12 protein-coding genes are annotated in these 16698 nt (G+C 72.9%); 5 read left to right on the top strand and 7 right to left on the bottom strand.

Features of this window, described 5'->3' with window-relative positions:
• Window positions 1–248: 248 nt before the first annotated feature.
• Genes ACIGO6_RS30405 through ACIGO6_RS30425 form a run of 5 tightly spaced genes read left to right on the top strand, consistent with a single transcriptional unit; the run spans window position 249 to window position 6252 of the window.
• The gene (locus ACIGO6_RS30405; protein ID WP_399881954.1) at window positions 249–2114 is read left to right on the top strand and encodes an ABC transporter substrate-binding protein; all 1866 of its coding nucleotides are present in this window, start codon (window positions 249–251) and stop codon (window positions 2112–2114) included.
• 46 nt (window positions 2115–2160) lie between these two features.
• Window positions 2161–3177, top strand: coding sequence for an ABC transporter permease (locus ACIGO6_RS30410; protein WP_399882201.1), 1017 nt, complete (start codon window positions 2161–2163; stop codon window positions 3175–3177).
• Window positions 3174–4163, top strand: a complete 990-nt coding sequence (locus ACIGO6_RS30415) for an ABC transporter permease (RefSeq protein WP_399881956.1) — start codon at window positions 3174–3176, stop codon at window positions 4161–4163. The genes ACIGO6_RS30410 and ACIGO6_RS30415 overlap by 4 nt, the downstream gene beginning before the upstream one ends.
• Complete coding sequence (locus ACIGO6_RS30420) at window positions 4160–5197, top strand: ABC transporter ATP-binding protein (RefSeq protein WP_399881958.1); 1038 nt, start codon at window positions 4160–4162, stop codon at window positions 5195–5197. The genes ACIGO6_RS30415 and ACIGO6_RS30420 overlap by 4 nt, the downstream gene beginning before the upstream one ends.
• Entirely contained in the window at window positions 5194–6252 is a 1059-nt protein-coding gene (locus tag ACIGO6_RS30425; RefSeq protein ID WP_399881960.1) for an ABC transporter ATP-binding protein, read from the top strand. The genes ACIGO6_RS30420 and ACIGO6_RS30425 overlap by 4 nt, the downstream gene beginning before the upstream one ends.
• Before the next feature lie 96 nt (window positions 6253–6348).
• Here ACIGO6_RS30425 and ACIGO6_RS30430 read toward each other — a convergent pair whose 3' ends face one another.
• The 7 genes from ACIGO6_RS30430 to ACIGO6_RS30460 all read right to left on the bottom strand — a co-directional run bounded on the left by ACIGO6_RS30430 (window position 6349) and on the right by ACIGO6_RS30460 (window position 16632).
• The gene (locus ACIGO6_RS30430; protein ID WP_399881962.1) at window positions 6349–7305 is read right to left on the bottom strand and encodes a bifunctional riboflavin kinase/FAD synthetase; all 957 of its coding nucleotides are present in this window, start codon (window positions 7303–7305) and stop codon (window positions 6349–6351) included.
• 125 nt (window positions 7306–7430) lie between these two features.
• Window positions 7431–10949, bottom strand: coding sequence for a trypsin-like peptidase domain-containing protein (locus ACIGO6_RS30435; RefSeq protein ID WP_399881964.1), 3519 nt, complete (start codon window positions 10947–10949; stop codon window positions 7431–7433).
• A gap of 253 nt (window positions 10950–11202) precedes the next feature.
• Window positions 11203–12108, bottom strand: a complete 906-nt coding sequence (gene truB / locus ACIGO6_RS30440; RefSeq protein WP_399881966.1) for a tRNA pseudouridine(55) synthase TruB — start codon at window positions 12106–12108, stop codon at window positions 11203–11205.
• On the bottom strand, window positions 12105–12569 hold the full coding sequence (gene rbfA / locus ACIGO6_RS30445) for a 30S ribosome-binding factor RbfA (protein ID WP_399881968.1): 465 nt from the start codon (window positions 12567–12569) through the stop codon (window positions 12105–12107). Before rbfA ends, truB begins: the two co-directional genes overlap by 4 nt.
• An 87-nt stretch (window positions 12570–12656) precedes the next feature.
• Window positions 12657–12950: a DUF503 domain-containing protein gene (locus ACIGO6_RS30450; RefSeq protein WP_217250894.1), complete on the bottom strand. Its 294-nt coding sequence runs from the start codon at window positions 12948–12950 to the stop codon at window positions 12657–12659.
• A gap of 155 nt (window positions 12951–13105) precedes the next feature.
• Complete coding sequence (gene infB / locus ACIGO6_RS30455; RefSeq protein WP_399881970.1) at window positions 13106–16165, bottom strand: translation initiation factor IF-2; 3060 nt, start codon at window positions 16163–16165, stop codon at window positions 13106–13108.
• Between the two features lie 161 nt (window positions 16166–16326).
• The gene (locus ACIGO6_RS30460; protein WP_399881972.1) at window positions 16327–16632 is read right to left on the bottom strand and encodes a YlxR family protein; all 306 of its coding nucleotides are present in this window, start codon (window positions 16630–16632) and stop codon (window positions 16327–16329) included.
• Window positions 16633–16698 lie beyond the last annotated feature (66 nt).

Here is a 16698-nt window from a genome sequence, read left to right on the forward strand (position 1 = left end):
GTGCGAACGACAACGTCCGCCTCAGCCGTCACGCTCTCACCAGGAAGGCGCCAGTGGTCTGCGCCAATGAGAGCGACGTCTTGGCCAACTGGCCGTTTCCGCAGGCCACATGGGGTTTGACACACCGTTGACGCGCGCAGACTGCCGCTGGTAGACACACACTTCATTCGGCGTTCACCACTGTTCAAGCCCGCCTCACGCGAGGGCGCCCGGCGTCTGCGCGTGCGATGACGCGAGGTCAGGTAGCCATGAGCACACACGATCAGAACGGCAGCGGACGTACCGCCCACCGGCCGTGGAGAACCCGCCTCCTCGCCACAGCAGGCGCCGGCGCGCTGCTCCTCGCGTCGGGGGCGGTCACCCCCTCGGCCTCGGCGAAGGAGGGCGACGGGGGCGACGGGGGCAACAAGGTGCTCACCGTCGCCGTGGCGCAGAGCGTCGACTCGCTCAGCCCGTTCCTGGCGGTGCGGCTGCTCAGTACGAGCATCCACCGGCTGACCTACGAGTACCTGACCAACTACGACCCCAAGGACAACCACGTCATCCCGGGTCTGGCCACCAAGTGGGAGTCGTCGCCGGACAAGTTGACCTGGACGTACACGATCCGCTCCGACTCCAAGTGGTCGGACGGGCAGCAGGCCACCGCCGAGGACGCGGCGTGGACGTTCAACAAGATGATGACCGACGAGGGTGCCGCCACCGCCAACGGCAGCTTCGTCGGCAACTTCGAGAAGGTCACGGCCCCCAGCCCGACCGAGCTGGTGATCCGGCTGAAGAAGCCGCAGGCCACGATGACCGCGCTCGACGTGCCGATCGCGCCCAAGCACGTCTGGGAGAAGGTCGACGACTTCTCGGAGTTCAACAACGACAAGGACTTCCCGGTCGTCGGCAACGGGCCGTTCGTCCTCACGGACTACAAGCCGGACAGCTATGTGCGGCTGAAGGCCAACAAGGACTTCTGGCGGGGCGCGCCGAAGTTCGACGAGCTGGTCTTCCGGTACTACAAGGACCAGGACGCCGCCGTCGCCGCCCTGCGCAAGGGCGAGGTGTCCTTCGTGGCCGGGTCGCCGTCGCTGACGCCCGCGCAGGCCGACTCGCTCAAGAGCGAGGAGAACATCCGCGTCAACGACGCACCCGGACGCCGCTTCTACGCCCTGGCCACCAACCCGGGCGCCCAGGCGAAGGACGGCACGAAGTTCGGCAACGGCGACCCCTCGTTGCTGGACCAGCGGGTGCGGCACGCGCTGTTCATGGCAGTGGACCGCAAGGCGATAGTCGACAAGGTGTTCCAGGGGCACGCGGTCGAGGGCGCGGGTTACATCCCGCCGCGCTTCTCGCAGTACTTCTACGAGCCGACGGCCGAGCAGAAGCTGGCGTACGACCCGACGCGCGCGGCCCGGCTGCTCGACGAGGCGGGCTACCGGACGAACGCCGAGGGCAAGCGCCTGGGCAAGGACGGCAAGCCGCTGAACTACCGCGTCCTGTGCCACGCCACCGACCCGAACGACAAGGCGGTCGGCAAGTACCTGCAGGAGTGGTGGGGCGAGCTCGGCATCTCGATCACCCTGGACTGCCTGGACAACGTGACCGACCCGTGGCTGGCCGGTGAGTACGACCTCGCCTTCGACGGCTGGTCCGTCAACCCCGACCCGGACTTCGTGCTCTCCATCCACACCTGCGCGGCGCTCCCGGCGACGCCGAAGGACACCGGGGCCACGGACAACTTCATCTGCGACAAGACGTTCGACGAGCTGTACGCCAAGCAGCTCGGGGAGTACGACGCCGCCAAGCGGGCGGACATCGTCAAGCAGATGCAGTCCCGGCTGTACGACACGGGGTACATGAACGTCATGGCGTATCCGAACGCGGTCGAGGCCTACCGCACGGACCAGATCGAGTCGATCACCACGATGCCGTCCGCCGCGGGCAACATCTACGGACAGGACGGCTACTGGAGCTGGTGGTCGGCGGTTCCCGCCGACTCCGGTGACTCCTCCGGTGGTTCGTCGTCGACCGGGACCTTGATCGGGATCGCCGCGGGCGCCGTCGTCCTCGTCGGCCTCGGGGTCCTCTTCGCCGTCCGCCGCCGGGCGACGGCGGACGACCGTGAGTAGGACGACCGCGAGCGGGACGACCGTGAGCGGTGTTGCCGGTGACGCGATCCGGAAGCGGCCGGCCGCGGCACCGCGGGGGCGCGCCGGCAGTGCGTATCCCCGGTACGTGGCCGGCAAGCTCGCCGGAGCGGTCGTCTCCCTGTTCGCCGTCCTCGTCACCAGCTTCTTCCTCTTCCGGCTGATCCCCGGCGACCCGGTGAAGTTCATGACCGGTGGCCGTCAGGTATCGGCCGAGCAACTCGCCGTCTACCGACGAGAGTTCGGGCTCGACCTGCCCCTGTGGCAGCAGTTCACGGACTACTGCCTCAAGGCGCTGACCGGGGACCTGGGCACGTCGTACCAGTTCCACGCGCCCGTCGTCGAGAAGATCACCGAGGCACTGCCGAACACCCTGCTGCTCACCGGCACGGCCTTCGTGCTCTACACCGCGCTGGGCGCCTTCCTCGGCACCCGCTCGGCGTGGCGGCACGGCGGGCTGGGCGACCGGCTCAACACCGGGCTGGCGCTGACGCTGTACTCCATCCCGTCCTTCTGGCTGGGGCTGCTGCTCATCATCGTGCTGTCGGTCGGTGTGGACCCGATCCCCGGCCTCTTCCCGACCGGCGGCATGGAGACGGGCGGCAAGGAGGGCTTCGCCCACGTCGTCGACGTCGCCCACCATCTCGTCCTCCCCGTGGTGACGCTGGTCGCCGTGGAGTACGGGCAGACGCTGCTGGTCACCCGGTCGGCGCTGCTGGACGAGATGGGCAGCGACTATCTGACGACCGCGCGGGCCAAGGGCCTCAGGGACGACCTCGTGCGGCGTCGGCACGCCGTGCCCAACGCGCTGCTGCCGACCGTGACGCTGGTCTTCGTCAACCTGGGGCGGACCGTGGCGGGAGTCATCCTCGTCGAGACGGTCTTCTCCTGGCCGGGGCTCGGCGGGCTGTTCTACCAGGCACTCAGCGTGCCCGATCTTCCGTTGGTGCAGGGGCTGTTCTTCGTCTTCGCCGCCGCGGTGATCCTGATGAACACCCTGGCCGACCTTCTGTATCCGATGCTCGATCCAAGGGTGGGCCGATGACGAGCGCCGAGACCACCGGGTCCCCCGAGGCCCCCGGGTCCTCCGAGACCCCCGAGTCCTCCGAGTCGCCGGAGTCCCCTGCGAAGCCCTCCGCACCCGGTCCTCGCGCTCTGGCCCGGCGGCGGCGCCGCGCCTCCGTCGCCCGCTTCTGGAAGGAGTACCGCAGGCACCGCGCGGGCGTGTTCGGGCTGGCCGCGCTGGGACTGTTCGTGCTCGTGGCGCTGACCGCGCCGCTGACCGTCGGGTCGGACGTGGAGAGTGTGACCGATGCGCCGGGGCAGCCGCTGGAGAGCCCGAGCGGGCGGTTCCCGCTGGGCACCGACCAGTTCGGGCGGGATCTGCTGGGCCTGCTGATCTGGGGCTCGCGCGTGTCGCTGCTCGTCGGGCTGCTCGCTGCCGCGCTGTCGGTGGCGATCGGCGCGCTCATCGGGATCACGGCCGGGCACTTCCGCGGCTGGTACGCCACGGTGATGATGCGGATCACGGACTGGTTCCTGGTGATGCCGACGCTGGTGCTCGCCATCGTGCTGGCCACGGTCCTGTCCCGGTCGCTCGGCACGATCGTGCTGGCGATCGGCGTGACCACCTGGCCGACCACGGCCCGTCTGGTGCGGGCGCAGACGCTGGCGGTGGAGTCACGCCCGTACATCGAACGCGCGAAGGCGCTCGGGGGTGGGCACTGGCACATCATGTCCCGGCACGTGCTGCCCAACGTCATGCCGCTGGTCCTCGCGCAGACGACCCTGATCATCTCCTCCGCGATCCTGGCCGAGGCGACCCTGGCCTTCCTCGGGCTCGGGGATCCGATGGTGGTGTCCTGGGGCGGGCTGCTGCAGGACGCGCGGGAGGCGGGGTCGGTGAGTTCCGGCGACTGGTGGTACCTGGTGCCGCCGGGCGTCGGGATCGCGGTCGTGGCCCTGGCGTTCACGCTGTGCGGGCGTGCGGTGGAGGCCGTTCTCAATCCCAGACTGGGGGTGTCCCGTTGAGTCTGCTCGAGGTCCGCGACCTGGAGGTGACCTATCCCGGCGGTGCGGCCGCCGTGCGCGGGGTGGACCTGACCCTGGAGGCGGGCGAGAAGCTCGGCATCGCGGGCGAGTCCGGCTGCGGCAAGTCCACCCTGGCCCTGGCGCTGCTGCGGCTGCTGCCGGCCGGGGCCCGGATCGGCGGGGAGGTCCTGCTGGACGGCGAGGACGTGCTGACGATGAAGTGGGGCCGGGTGCGGGCGGTGCGCTGGGCGGGGGCGTCGATCGTCTTCCAGGGCGCGATGCACTCCCTGAACGCCGTGCACCGCATCGGTGACCAGATCGCCGAGCCCGTCCTGGTGCACCGCAGGGCCACGCCGGCCGGCGCGCGCAAGCGGGCCGGTGAGCTGCTGGAGCAGGTGGGGCTGCCGGCGGCCCGGGCGAGCGCCTACCCGCACGAACTGTCCGGGGGCCAGCGGCAGCGCGTGATGATCGCGATGGCGCTGGCCTGCGACCCGCGTCTGATCATCGCCGACGAACCGACCACGGCACTCGACGTGATGATCCAGGCGCAGATCCTGCGGCTGGTCGAGGGCCTGGTGGGCGAGCAGGACGTCGGCCTGATCATGATCAGCCACGACCTCGCCGTACTGGCCGACACCTGCGACCGGCTGGCGGTGATGTACGCGGGCCGCGTGGTGGAGCACGGGCCGGCGCGGCAGGTCTACGAGGACGCCCGGCATCCGTACGGCCGGGCGCTGTCGAGGGCGTTCCCGAGGATCGGGGACCCGGGCTCGCGGTTCGCGCCCCGCGGACTGCCGGGTGATCCGCCCGACCCGGCGGCGGTGCCGCCCGGCTGCGCGTTCCATCCGAGGTGTCCGGTCGCGCTGGACGTCTGCGCCACCGAGGACCAGGCGTTGCGGGTGGCCGGCACGGACCGGCGGGCGGCGTGTGTGCACGTGGGGGCCGATGTGCCCGGGACACCGCGGGCCGGCGACGGGGCGTCCGGCGGCACACCGTCGGCGCCGGGCCAGGGAGAGAGGAGCAGTACCCCATGACGACGAGCACCACGAGCGAGCCGACGAGCACCGCGACCGAGCTGCTGAGCGTCCGGGGGCTGCACGTCGCCTTCCCCGGCAGGCGCGGCGCACCCGCCGCCCGGGCCGTGGACGGGGTCGATCTCGACATCCGGCGGGGTGAGATCGTCGCGCTGGTCGGCGAGTCGGGCTGCGGCAAGACGACACTCGCCCGCTGCCTGCTCGGTCTCGTCCGGCCCACCGAGGGCCGCATCACCTTCGACGGGGCGCCGCTCGAGCACTCCGCCCGCGCGCTGAAGGCGTACCGCAGGCGGGCCCAACTGGTCCTCCAGGACCCGAGCGGCTCGCTGAACCCGCGGCACACCGTGTACGACATCGTCGCCGAGGGCCTGCGCATCCACCGCCATGCGGGAGACGAGCGGGCGGCGGTCGCCGAGGCGCTGTCCCGTGCCGGGCTGCGACCGCCGGAGCGCTTCTTCCTGCGCTACCCGCACGAGCTCTCCGGCGGCCAGCGCCAGCGGGTCGTCATCGCGGGTGCGCTGGTCCTCGCACCGGAACTCCTCGTCGCCGACGAACCGGTGGCCTCCCTCGACGCGTCGGTGCGCGGCGAGATCCTCGCGCTGCTGCTGCGGCTGCGCACCGAGCTCGGCCTGTCCGCGCTGGTGGTCACCCATGACCTGGGTCTGGCCTGGAACATCGCCGACCGGGTCGCGGTGATGTACCTCGGTCGGATCGTCGAGACGGGCGCGGTGGAGCAGGTGCTGACGGCGCCCAGACATCCGTACACCCAGGCCCTGCTGTCCGTCCTGCCGGAGGCGCCCGGCACTCCGGTGGTGCTCTCCGGAGAGCCCCCGGACCCGTCGCACGTCCCCGACGGCTGCCGGTTCCACGTCCGTTGCCAGGTCCTGGCCGGTGGTGAGGCCGAACGCGCCGGCGTCGCCGACGCGTGCCGGAACCAGGAGCTGGAGATCCTGCACGGCGGCGACGCGTCCCAGGTCGCCTGCCACTGGGCCCGCGCGCGGGCGGAGCAGCCGACGGCCGGCGGCAAGGACGGGGCGGCCGTGCGGCCGAGCTGACGCGCGCGGGGCGCGCAGAAGGACTGCCTGCCGCACCCGGCGGGCGCCGCGCGGGTACGGCCCCGGTGGCGGCCCGGCCCGGGGCCACCGGGGCCGTCAGGCCTGCCGCACGTCCCCCGCGATGATCTCCCGGCACTTGTCGACGTCCGCGGCCATCTGCTCCAGGAGCGCGTCCAGCGTCTCGAACTTCGCCTGTCCCCGGACGAAGGCCACGAAGTCCACGGCGACGTGCAGCCCGTACAGGTCGAGGCCCACCCGGTCGATGGCGTACGCCTCCACCGTGCGCTCGGTGCCCTCGAACTGCGGGTTGGTGCCGACGGAGATCGCCGCCGGCATCGCCTCGCCCTGGGCGTGCAGCCACCCCGCGTAGACGCCGTCGGCCGGGACGGCGGTGTGCGGGAGGGTCTCGACGTTGGCCGTGGGGAAGCCCATCTCGCGGCCGCGCTGCGCGCCCCGGACGACGACGCCCTCGACGCGGTGCGGGCGGCCCAGGATCTCCGCGGCGCCCCGGACGTCGCCGTCGGCGACGAGGCGGCGGGTCAGGGTCGAGGAGAACGGCTCACCGCCGCCCGCGTCACCGGTCACGTACAGGTCGACGACCTCGACCTCGAAGTCGTAGATCTTGCCCTGCTCGGTCAGGAACTCCACGTTCCCGGCGGCCTTGTGGCCGAAGCGGAAGTTGGGGCCCTCGACGACGGCCTTGGCGCGCAGCCGGTCGACCAGGACCTTCACGACGAAGTCGGCCGCGGACAGCTTCGAGAACTCCGTCGTGAACGGCAGGATCAGCACCGCGTCCACGCCCAGGTCCGCCATCAGCTCGGCGCGGCGGTGGTGCGGGGCGAGCAGCGGCGGGTGGCTGCCGGGGCGGACGACCTCGCTGGGGTGCGGGTCGAAGGTGACGACGACCGCGGGCACGCCCAGCTCGCGGGCGCGGTCCACGGCGTGCTTGATGATCAGCTGGTGCCCGCGGTGGACACCGTCGTAGGAGCCGATGGTGACGACGCTGCGTCCCCAGTCCTCGGGGATGTCCTCCAAGCCACGCCAGCGCTGCACTGTGTCTGCTCCTTGGTGGTTTCCGGTGCCTCTTACGCAGGTCTAAGGGTGCCATGCCGTCCGGCTCCCGCCCGCATCGGCATCGGCGCTGTGACCGGCTGCACGCCGGGCGGGCCGGGTCGCCGTCACGCGGGGACCCGCGCCCCCGCCAGGTTCTCGATCGTGCGGCGGGCGCTGGGGCCCACGAGGGCGGCCCAGTCCCGGGGGGCGTCGGCCAGCCAGCCGGTCACGCGGGTGGCGAAGCCGGGGAGGTGACGGGCCAGGTCGACCAGGCCGCGGTCGAAGCGGGTGGCGCCGTCCGGGGTGCGGACGAGGAGCAGGCCGGTGCGGTGCACCAGGGCGCGCAGGCTCTCGCCGTCGCAGTGGGCGGCCGCGTGCAGCAGCGCGTCCAGGACCGCGGGGGCCTGTTCGTGGGTCAGGAGGTGTTCGCGCAGCTCGCGGCGGAGCGGGCCGTGACCGGGGCCGTCTGCGGCGGCGAGCACGCCCGCGAGGGCGGCCCGCACCGGCTCGGGGCCGTCGTCCAGGAGGCCGGTGACCAGGGGACGGAGTACGGCGCGGGCCGCGGGGCCCTGGTCGAGGCGCCGGTCGACGTACGCGGCGACGTGCCCGGCGGTCTCCGGGCGCTCGGCCACGGCCTCCCCGACGAGTGCGGCGACCCGGCGGGCCAGCGCGGGCGGGGTCGCGTCGACGAGTCTGCGCAGCGCCTCCCCGGCATCCGGGCCGCGCAGCCGGGCCCGGAAGGCGTCGAGGACGGGGTCGGGGTGGGTCGGCAGGGCGGCGGCCACCGCGCTCGGCGGGAGGTACGGATCGCCGGCCGCGAAGTGGTCCAGCGCCCGTGGGAGGTGGCGCTCGCGGCTGTCCGGGTCGCGCACGAGCAGGGCGAGTGCTCCACCGTGGAGGGGGTTGCCGGTGGGGCGGGTGAGCAGGACCAGGGCGGCGTGGCGGAGCAGGGTGCGGTCGGCGGCGGTGCGTGCGTGCGGGGCGGTGCGCAGACCGTGGGTCACGGCCGCCGTCTGCCGCTGGGGCCGTTCGTCGCGCGCCCACCGTTCGACGGCGCGGCAGAGGGCGGACGGCTCGTCCTCGGCGAGGACGGCGAGCAGTTCGTCGGCCCGCCGGTGCGCGCTCGCGACGAGCACCTCGGTGAGGCCGTCCAGGCCGCGGTGGCGGTGGGTGTGCAGCAGCGCCTGCGCGGCCGTGGCGACGGTGGCGTGCGGGGTGGCGGGCAGCGGCCGTTCGTCGTCGAACCAGCGGACGAGGAGCGGCTGCACCGTGGCGGGGTCGGCGGTGAGCAGGGCGGCGACGGAGTCGAGGTGGCGGGGGCCGGGCTCGTGCGGGGGGCCGTCGGCGAGGACGAGGCGGCGCAACAGGTCGAGGCGCGTGGCCTCGGGCAGTCGCAGGGCCGTCCAGAAGGCGGGCCCGAACTCCGCGGGCGCCGCCCGCCCTTCGCCCCTGCGTTCGGCGATGCCGTCGGCGAGCAGGCGCAGGACCTCCGTGTACGGCGTCGCGTCGGGTACGCGGTGCAGCACCTCGGCGAGCAGGCGGGCCGCCCACCAGGAGTGCGGGTCGGCGTCGAGGGCGGTCACCAACTCTTCGAGAGTGAGCGCGAGTTGTAGCGTGCCGTGCTGGCGGGCCAGGAGCAGTACGGCCTCGGCGACGGGGCCGATGCGGTGGTGCGGCACGGGGAGGGTGGGGGTGTCGTGCGGGGTGGTGTCGCGACGGTGGACGAGGGCGCGCAGGGCCCCGTCCAGGTCGAGATGCGTGCCCTGGATCCAGTCGGCGAGCTCCTCGTGCGCGAAGCGGTAGCCGCTTCCGGCCGGTACGAGGAGGCCCTCGGCGAGCACGGCGGTCGCCCAGCCGGTGCCGCCGCCGAGCCGGGCGGGGGCCGGCCCGCTCGGGAACACCGCCTCGAACGACTCCTGGTCCAGCTCGCCCTGTCCCGGGCCGAGGCTGCGCCGGGCCGCCTCGTGGACCTGCCCGGAGACCTTGGCCGCGAGTCGGCGCACGGCGGTGCCGCGCACTCCGTTCTCCTCGGCCAGCCGGGTCGCGACGCGCAGGCACACCAGGTCGAGGTAGGCCGCGAAGACGGCGTCCCGGTCGACGCGGACGGCAGACGGCGGGCCGGGGAGGGCCGCGTGGACCTCCGAGAGGAGACGGAGGGTGAGGGGGTGCCGGTCGTCCGGGTCCGCCAGAGCGCCGTCGGGCACGCGGTAGCGGGCGCGCGCCTCGCCGGCCTCGTCGTCGGCCAGGTCGCCGAGCCGGACGCAGGGAGGCAGCCCCGCGCCGGGGCCCGCCCCGTACAACAGCTCCCGCGGGAACTCCGCGCCTGCCCGCTCCCAGTACTCCGCCCGGCATGCCACCACGAGCCGTGCCCCCGTCTCCCGCAGCCACGCCGCCGTGGCCTCGGTCCACTCGGGGAGCCGGTGGGCCAGGACGGGCGGCATCTCCTCGGGACCGTCGAGGAGGAGCAGGAGGGGCCGCCCCGCGGTGCGGGCGAGGCGGGCGAGGCGCTCCGGTGTGAGGTCGCCGAGGCCGGCGGGGCGGGCAGGGCCGGAGGCGGCCACGGTGCGGGCGGCCCGGGCGAGCGCCCTGTGCGCCGCGTCCGCCAGCGACAGGTCGTCGTCACTCAGGTCGGCGCCGCGCAGCCACAGCGTGGGCGCCGGTTCCGCGCCCCGGGAGCGGCGGGCGGCGAGGGCCGCCAGCTCGGTCGTGCGGCCGCTGCCGGGCGCGCCCACCAGGCCCAGAACGCCGGCGCGACTGTCGGCGAAGGCTGCGAACTCCCGTGTCACGGAGGGTCGTTCGACCGGCTCCCGCGCACCGGAGGCGGCGCCCCCGCCTTCCGCCGTCGCCCTCTGCGGAGCGCCCTGCCCCACCGAGGCCGCCGTGAGGGCGAGTGCGCCGGCCAGGTTGAGGTCGGCTCCGTAGGCCGGGACCCGCGCCGCGTTCTCGGCGAGCAGGTCGGCGAGGGGGCCGGGAGCGGGGGGCAGCGGCACGGCGAAGCCCACGTCGCTGTGGCCCGAGCTCAGGGCGGTGCCGAGCACCCCCAGGACGGCACCGGTGGCCGGGTCGAGCACGGGGCCGCCCGCCGCGCCACCGCCCAGCCGCAGCGCGTCCCGCCCCGACATGCCGAGTGCCAGCTCCATGGCACCGGCGAGGAGGTGGAAACGGTCGACGGCCGTGTAGGTGACGTCGGTGGAGCCCAGCACACGGGCCTCGCGCCAGCCACCGGCGGCGATCCGGACGTACGTCCCGGCCTCGATCCGGTCCCGCGCGGCGACCGGCAGCGGGTCGAGGTCAAGGCCCTCGGTGCGTACGAGTGCCAGGCCGAGGGCGGGCAGCGGGGTCACGTCGGCGGCGGCCACGACGAGGCGACGGTCCCCGGCGGTGCGCAGGACGAGTCGGGGCAGGCCGTCGACCGCTTCGTGGCTGGTGATCACCGTGCCGTGCCGGTCGGCGGCGAAGCCCGTGCCCCGGGGGCGGCCGGCCAGGTCGTGGATGCGGACGAGGGCGCCGTCGGGTGCCTGCCCCGTCGGATCGTCGTCCGCGCGGTCCGTCGGCGGCCCCACGCGCGGGTCCGGGAAGCCGCTCCCGGACCGCCGTCCCGCCCTGCCGTCCGCCGCCTCCCGGGACCGGTTCCGCGACGCCATCGTCGAACCTCCCCGCCGTACACCCGTGCTGTGTGTTCGACGGTAGGCACGTGATGATCAGCAGGACAGATCCCCTGGCGAACGCGCCCCCTTCCACTCCCCCGGTTCACTCCGAGCGCCTGCCCGGACGGGTGAACAGGTGGGGAGGGTTGGATACACCCTAGGGGTGGGGGAACCGAGGGGGGCCGTGGAGCGGCGACGACGGAAGTCCTTGTGGTCGCCGCTCCACGGACGGAGCACGTCGGCCGGCCGGTCAGCCGAAGACGGCCAGGCTCTTGGCCTTGCCCCGGTGTTCCTCCACGAGCGCGAGGAAGCGGCCCTCGGGGTCGAAGACGGCGACCGCACCGGCGCCCGCGTAGGTCTCGGGCATCTCCAGGCGCACACCGTTGGTGAGCAGCCGGGCCCGCCTGGCGTCCACGTCCCAGCGCGGGAAGGCGGCAGCGGCCGCGTCCGCGACGGGCATGACCGTGAGCTCCTGCTGGAGCTGGTCCAGCGTCCTGGCCGCGTCCAGCTTGTACGGCCCGACACGGGTGCGGCGCAGGGCGGTGAGGTGGCCGCCCACGCCGAGGTCCGCACCCAGGTCACGGGCCAGGGCCCGGATGTAGGTGCCGGAGGAGCAGACCACCGAGACCACCAGGTCCAGCACCGGGGTGCCGTCCTCGGCGACGGCGTCCCGGACGTCGTACACCGCGAAGGAGGAGACGGTGACGGGGCGGGCGGGGATGTCGAAGTCCTCGCCCTCGCGCGCCCGCTTGTAGGAGCGCACGCCGTTGATCTTGATGGCGCTGACCTTGGACGGCACCTGCATGATGTCGCCGGTCAGCCTCCCGACGGCCGCGTCGATGGCTTCCCGGGTGACCTTCGAGGCGTCGACCGACCCCGTGATCTCGCCCTCGGCATCGTCGGTCGGCGTCGTCTGCCCGAGCCTGATGGTGCCCAGGTACTCCTTCTCGGTGAGGGCGAGGTGCCCGAGGAGCTTGGTCGCCCGCTCCACGCCGAGGACCAGGACGCCCGTCGCCATCGGGTCGAGCGTGCCGGCGTGCCCGACGCGCCGGGTGCGGGCGATGCCCCGCATCTTGGCGACGACGTCGTGCGAAGTGAAGCCCGACGGCTTGTCGACGATGACAAGGCCGTCGGGCGTGGTGTGCTTCTCGGTCATTTAGCGGTGTCGTCCGTCTCGTCGGCCTCGTCGTCAGCCTCGCCCGGCTTGCGGTACGGGTCCGCCTCACCGGCGTACGCGGCGCCCGCGGAGGCCTCGCGCACCTTGGCGTCGGACTGGCGCGCCTTGTCGAGGAGGTCCTCGATGTTGCGGGCGGTGTCCGGGAGGGCGTCCATGACGAAGGCCAGGGTCGGCGTGAACTTCACACCCGCCGCCTTGCCGACCTCGGAGCGCAGGATGCCCTTGGCGCTCTCCAGGCCCGCTGCGGCCGCCGCCCGCTCCTCGTCGTCCCCGTACACCGTGTAGAAGACGGTCGCCTCCCGCAGGTCACCCGTGACCCGGGTGTCCGTGATGGTGACGTGCGAGCCGAGCCGCGGGTCCTTGATCCCGCGCTGCAGCTTCTGGGCCACCACCTCTCGGATGAGGTCCGCCAGCCTTTTCGCCCGCGCGTTGTCGGCCACTGGTCCGTCTCCCGTTCTTTCTTCTCTGCGTTGTGTGGGTCTGTCGTGTTCGCGGTCTGTCGTGTCCGCAGTCCGCCGGCTTCACGGTCAGTCGTCTTCGCCGTGGAAGCGCCGCCTGACGGACAGCAGTTCCACCTCGGGCCGGCCGGCCACCAGCCGTTCGCACCGGTCGAGTACGTCGCCGAGGTGCCCCGCGTCGCCGGACACCATGGCCAGACCGATGACGGCCCGGCGATGGAGGTTCATGTGATCCACCTCCGCCGCGCTCACCGCGTACTTCCGCTGGAGTTCGGCGACGATCGGGCGGACGACGGAGCGCTTCTCCTTCAGCGAATGTACGTCGCCGAGGAGGAGGTCGAAGGACAGCGTCCCCACATACATGTATGCAACCGGTTCACCCGCCGGCTCGGGATCGATGGCCCCGCCATCCACAGGGCGGGGACATCAGAACCGTACAACGAACGGCCGGGGCCGATCGACGGATATTACTCTCCGCCGACCGGCCCCGGACCGGACCGCCTCGGAAGTCGGGGGTGTTACACCCGCGGCTTCTCGCGCATCTCGTACGTCGCGATGACGTCGTCGACCTTGATGTCGTTGAAGTTTCCGAGGTTGATACCGCCCTCGAAGCCTTCGCGGATCTCGGTGACGTCGTCCTTGAAGCGACGCAGACCCTCGATGTTGAGGTTCTCCGCGATGACCTTGCCATCGCGCAGGAGGCGCGCCTTGGTGTTGCGCTTGACCTCGCCGGAGCGGATGAGAACACCCGCGATGTTGCCCAGCTTGGACGAGCGGAAGACCTCTCGGATCTCCGCCGTGCCGAGCTCGACCTCTTCGTACTCCGGCTTGAGCATGCCCTTGAGGGCCGCCTCGATCTCCTCGATCGCCTGGTAGATGACCGAGTAGTACCGGACGTCCACACCCTCGCGCTCGGCCATCTGCTGCGCACGCCCGGCGGCGCGCACGTTGAAGCCGATCACGATGGCGTCGGAGCCCATGGCCAGGTCGATGTCGGACTCCGTGACCGCACCGACGCCGCGGTGCAGGACGCGGATGTCGACCTCTTCGCCGACGTCCAGCTGGAGCAGCGAGGACTCGAGGGCCTCGACCGAACCGGAAGCGTCACCCTTGATGATCAGGTTCAGCTGCTGGACCTCGCCGGCCTTGAGCACCTTGTCCAGGTCCTCGAGCGAGACGCGGCGCGTGCGCTTGGCGAACGCGGCGTTCCGCTCGCGGGCGGCGCGCTTCTCCGCGATCTGGCGGGCCGTACGGTCCTCCTCGACCACGATGAAGTTGTCACCGGCGCCCGGGACGTTGGTCAGGCCCAGGACCTGGACCGGCGTCGACGGACCGGCCTCGGCGACGTTGTTGCCGTTGTCGTCGAGCATGGCGCGGACGCGGCCGTAGGCGTCGCCCACCACCATCGTGTCGCCGACCCGCAGGGTGCCTCGCTGCACGAGGACCGTCGCCACGGCACCGCGGCCGCGGTCGAGACGGGACTCGATCGAGATGCCCTGCGCGTCCTGGTTCGGGTTGGCCCGCAGGTCGAGCGAGGCGTCCGCGGTGAGGACCACGGCCTCCAGCAGGGAGTCGATGTGCAGACCCTGCTTGGCGGAGATGTCGACGAACATGGTGTCGCCGCCGTACTCCTCGGCCACCAGGCCGTACTCGGTCAGCTGACCGCGCACCTTGGTCGGGTCGGCACCCTCGACGTCGATCTTGTTGACCGCGACGACGATCGGGACCTCGGCCGCCTTGGCGTGGTTGAGCGCCTCGACCGTCTGCGGCATGACGCCGTCGTTGGCCGCGACGACCAGGATCGCGATGTCGGTCGACCGGGCACCACGGGCACGCATGGCGGTGAACGCCTCGTGACCCGGGGTGTCGATGAAGGTGATCTTGCGCTCTTCGTCGTTGACCTCGGTCGCGACCTGGTAGGCACCGATGTGCTGGGTGATGCCGCCGGCCTCGCCCGCGATGACGTTCGTCTTGCGGATGGCGTCGAGCAGTCGGGTCTTACCGTGGTCGACGTGACCCATGACGGTCACGACCGGCGGACGGACGACCAGGTCCTCCTCGGAGCCCTCGTCCTCGCCGAACTCCAGGTCGAAGGACTCGAGCAGCTCGCGGTCCTCCTCCTCCGGGCTGACGATCTGAACCGTGTAGTTCATCTCGTCGGCGAGGAGCTGGAGCGTCTCGTCGGAGACGGACTGGGTCGCGGTGACCATCTCGCCGAGGTTCATCATGACCGCGACGAGCGACGCCGGGTTGGCGTTGATCTTCTCCGCGAAGTCGGTGAGCGACGCACCGCGCGACAGGCGAATGGTCTCGCCGTTGCCGCGAGGCAGCATCACGCCGCCGACCGACGGGGCCTGCATGGCCTCGTACTCCTGGCGCCTCTGCCGCTTCGACTTGCGACCGCGACGCGCGGGACCGCCGGGACGACCGAAGGCGCCCTGCGTGCCACCACGGCCACCGGGACCGCCGGGACGACCACCGAAGCCGGGACGGCCACCGCCGCCACCGAAGCCGCCGCCACCACCGGGACGACCGGCGAAGCCGCCGCCACCACCGGGACGACCGCCGCCACCGCCACCACCGGGACGACCGGCGAAGCCGCCGCCACCACCGGGACGACCGCCGCCGGGACGACCGGCACCGGCCGGACCGCGACCGCCGGGGCCACCGCCGGGACGGGGACCGGCAGCGGGACGCTGCGGCATCATGCCGGGGTTCGGACGAGGGCCGCCGCCGGGACGGGGACCCGCGCCGCCGCCCTGCGGACGCGGCATCGAGCCCGGGGTCGGGCGGTTGCCGCCCGGAGCCTGGGGACGGGGACCGCCCTGGCCACCGGGAGCCTGCGGACGGGGACCGGCGCCGGGGGCACCGGGGCCGCCATGGCCACCAGGTCGGGGCCCGCCCTGCGGGCGGGGCGCCTGCGGGCGCGCCATGCCGGCGTTGCCGCCGGAGGTGAAGGGGTTGTTGCCCGGACGCGGGCCGCCGGGGCGGCCGCCGGGACGCTGCGCCGGAGCGCCGGGACGCTGGCCACCGGGACGGCCCTGGCCGCCCTGCTGACCGCGGTCCTGACCCGGACCGGACGGACGGGCGCCACCGGGCTTGGGGGCGCCGGGACGGGTGCCACCGGGCTTCGGGCCGGCCGGAGCCGGGGTCGAAGCGGCCGGGGCCGCCGGCGGAGCGGTGAACTCCGGCGCGGCCGGGGCCGGACGCGGCGCGGGCTTCGGGCCCGGCGTGGGACGCGGGCCCGGCGCCGGGGCGGACGGGGCCGCGGGCTGCTGGGCGGCCGGAGGCTTGGGAGCCGCCGGACCCGGACGGGGCGCAGCCGGGCGGGCCGCCTGCGCCGGGGCGGACGGCGCCGACGGCCTGGGGGCAGCCTTCTTCGGGGCCGCAGGACGACCGGCGGACCGGCCGTTGCCGCCACCCTGCTGGAAGGCGTCTGTCAGCTTGCGTACTACGGGCGCTTCGATCGTCGAAGACGCCGAACGGACGAATTCACCGAGTTCCTGGAGCTTGGCCATGACGACCTTGCTCTCGACACCGAACTCCTTGGCGAGTTCGTAGACCCGGACCTTAGCCACTTCGCTCCTCTGAGGTCCGGGTTGCGTCCGGACCGTCGCTAGTTCATGGGCGTACTCATCGCGTACTCATCGAGTGCTCATCGCAATCTCGACCTGCTTTCGACTCGCGAGGTACCAGACCGCGCGGGGTTCCGTGCGGCATGTCTTCCTTACCACGTTGCTCACATGCTGCTTTCAGCAACCGTGTTGCAACCTTGTGCCTGCTCGACGTAGTGGCGCAACGCCTTTACGTCGAGCGGACCCGGGACGCGGAGCGCCCGGGGGAACGCCTTGCGGCGCACCGCCTGGTCGACACAGACCGGTGCGGGGTGCACATAGGCACCCCGGCCGGGCAGCGTACCGCGTGGATCGGGGGCGCATTCACCCTCGACCGCCACGGTCCGCAGCAGCTCGCTCTTGACCGCTCGCTCCCGGCACCCCACGCAGGTGCGCTCAGGGCGTGCTCGGTTACGTGTCCGGCCAGACACTCCTAAGTCTACCTCCCCGGACCGACCTCACCCCTTTGGGGCAAGAATCGAACACATGCCGCACGC

Source organism: Streptomyces sp. NPDC053750, from assembly GCF_044544295.1.
Lineage (GTDB): Bacteria > Actinomycetota > Actinomycetes > Streptomycetales > Streptomycetaceae > Streptomyces.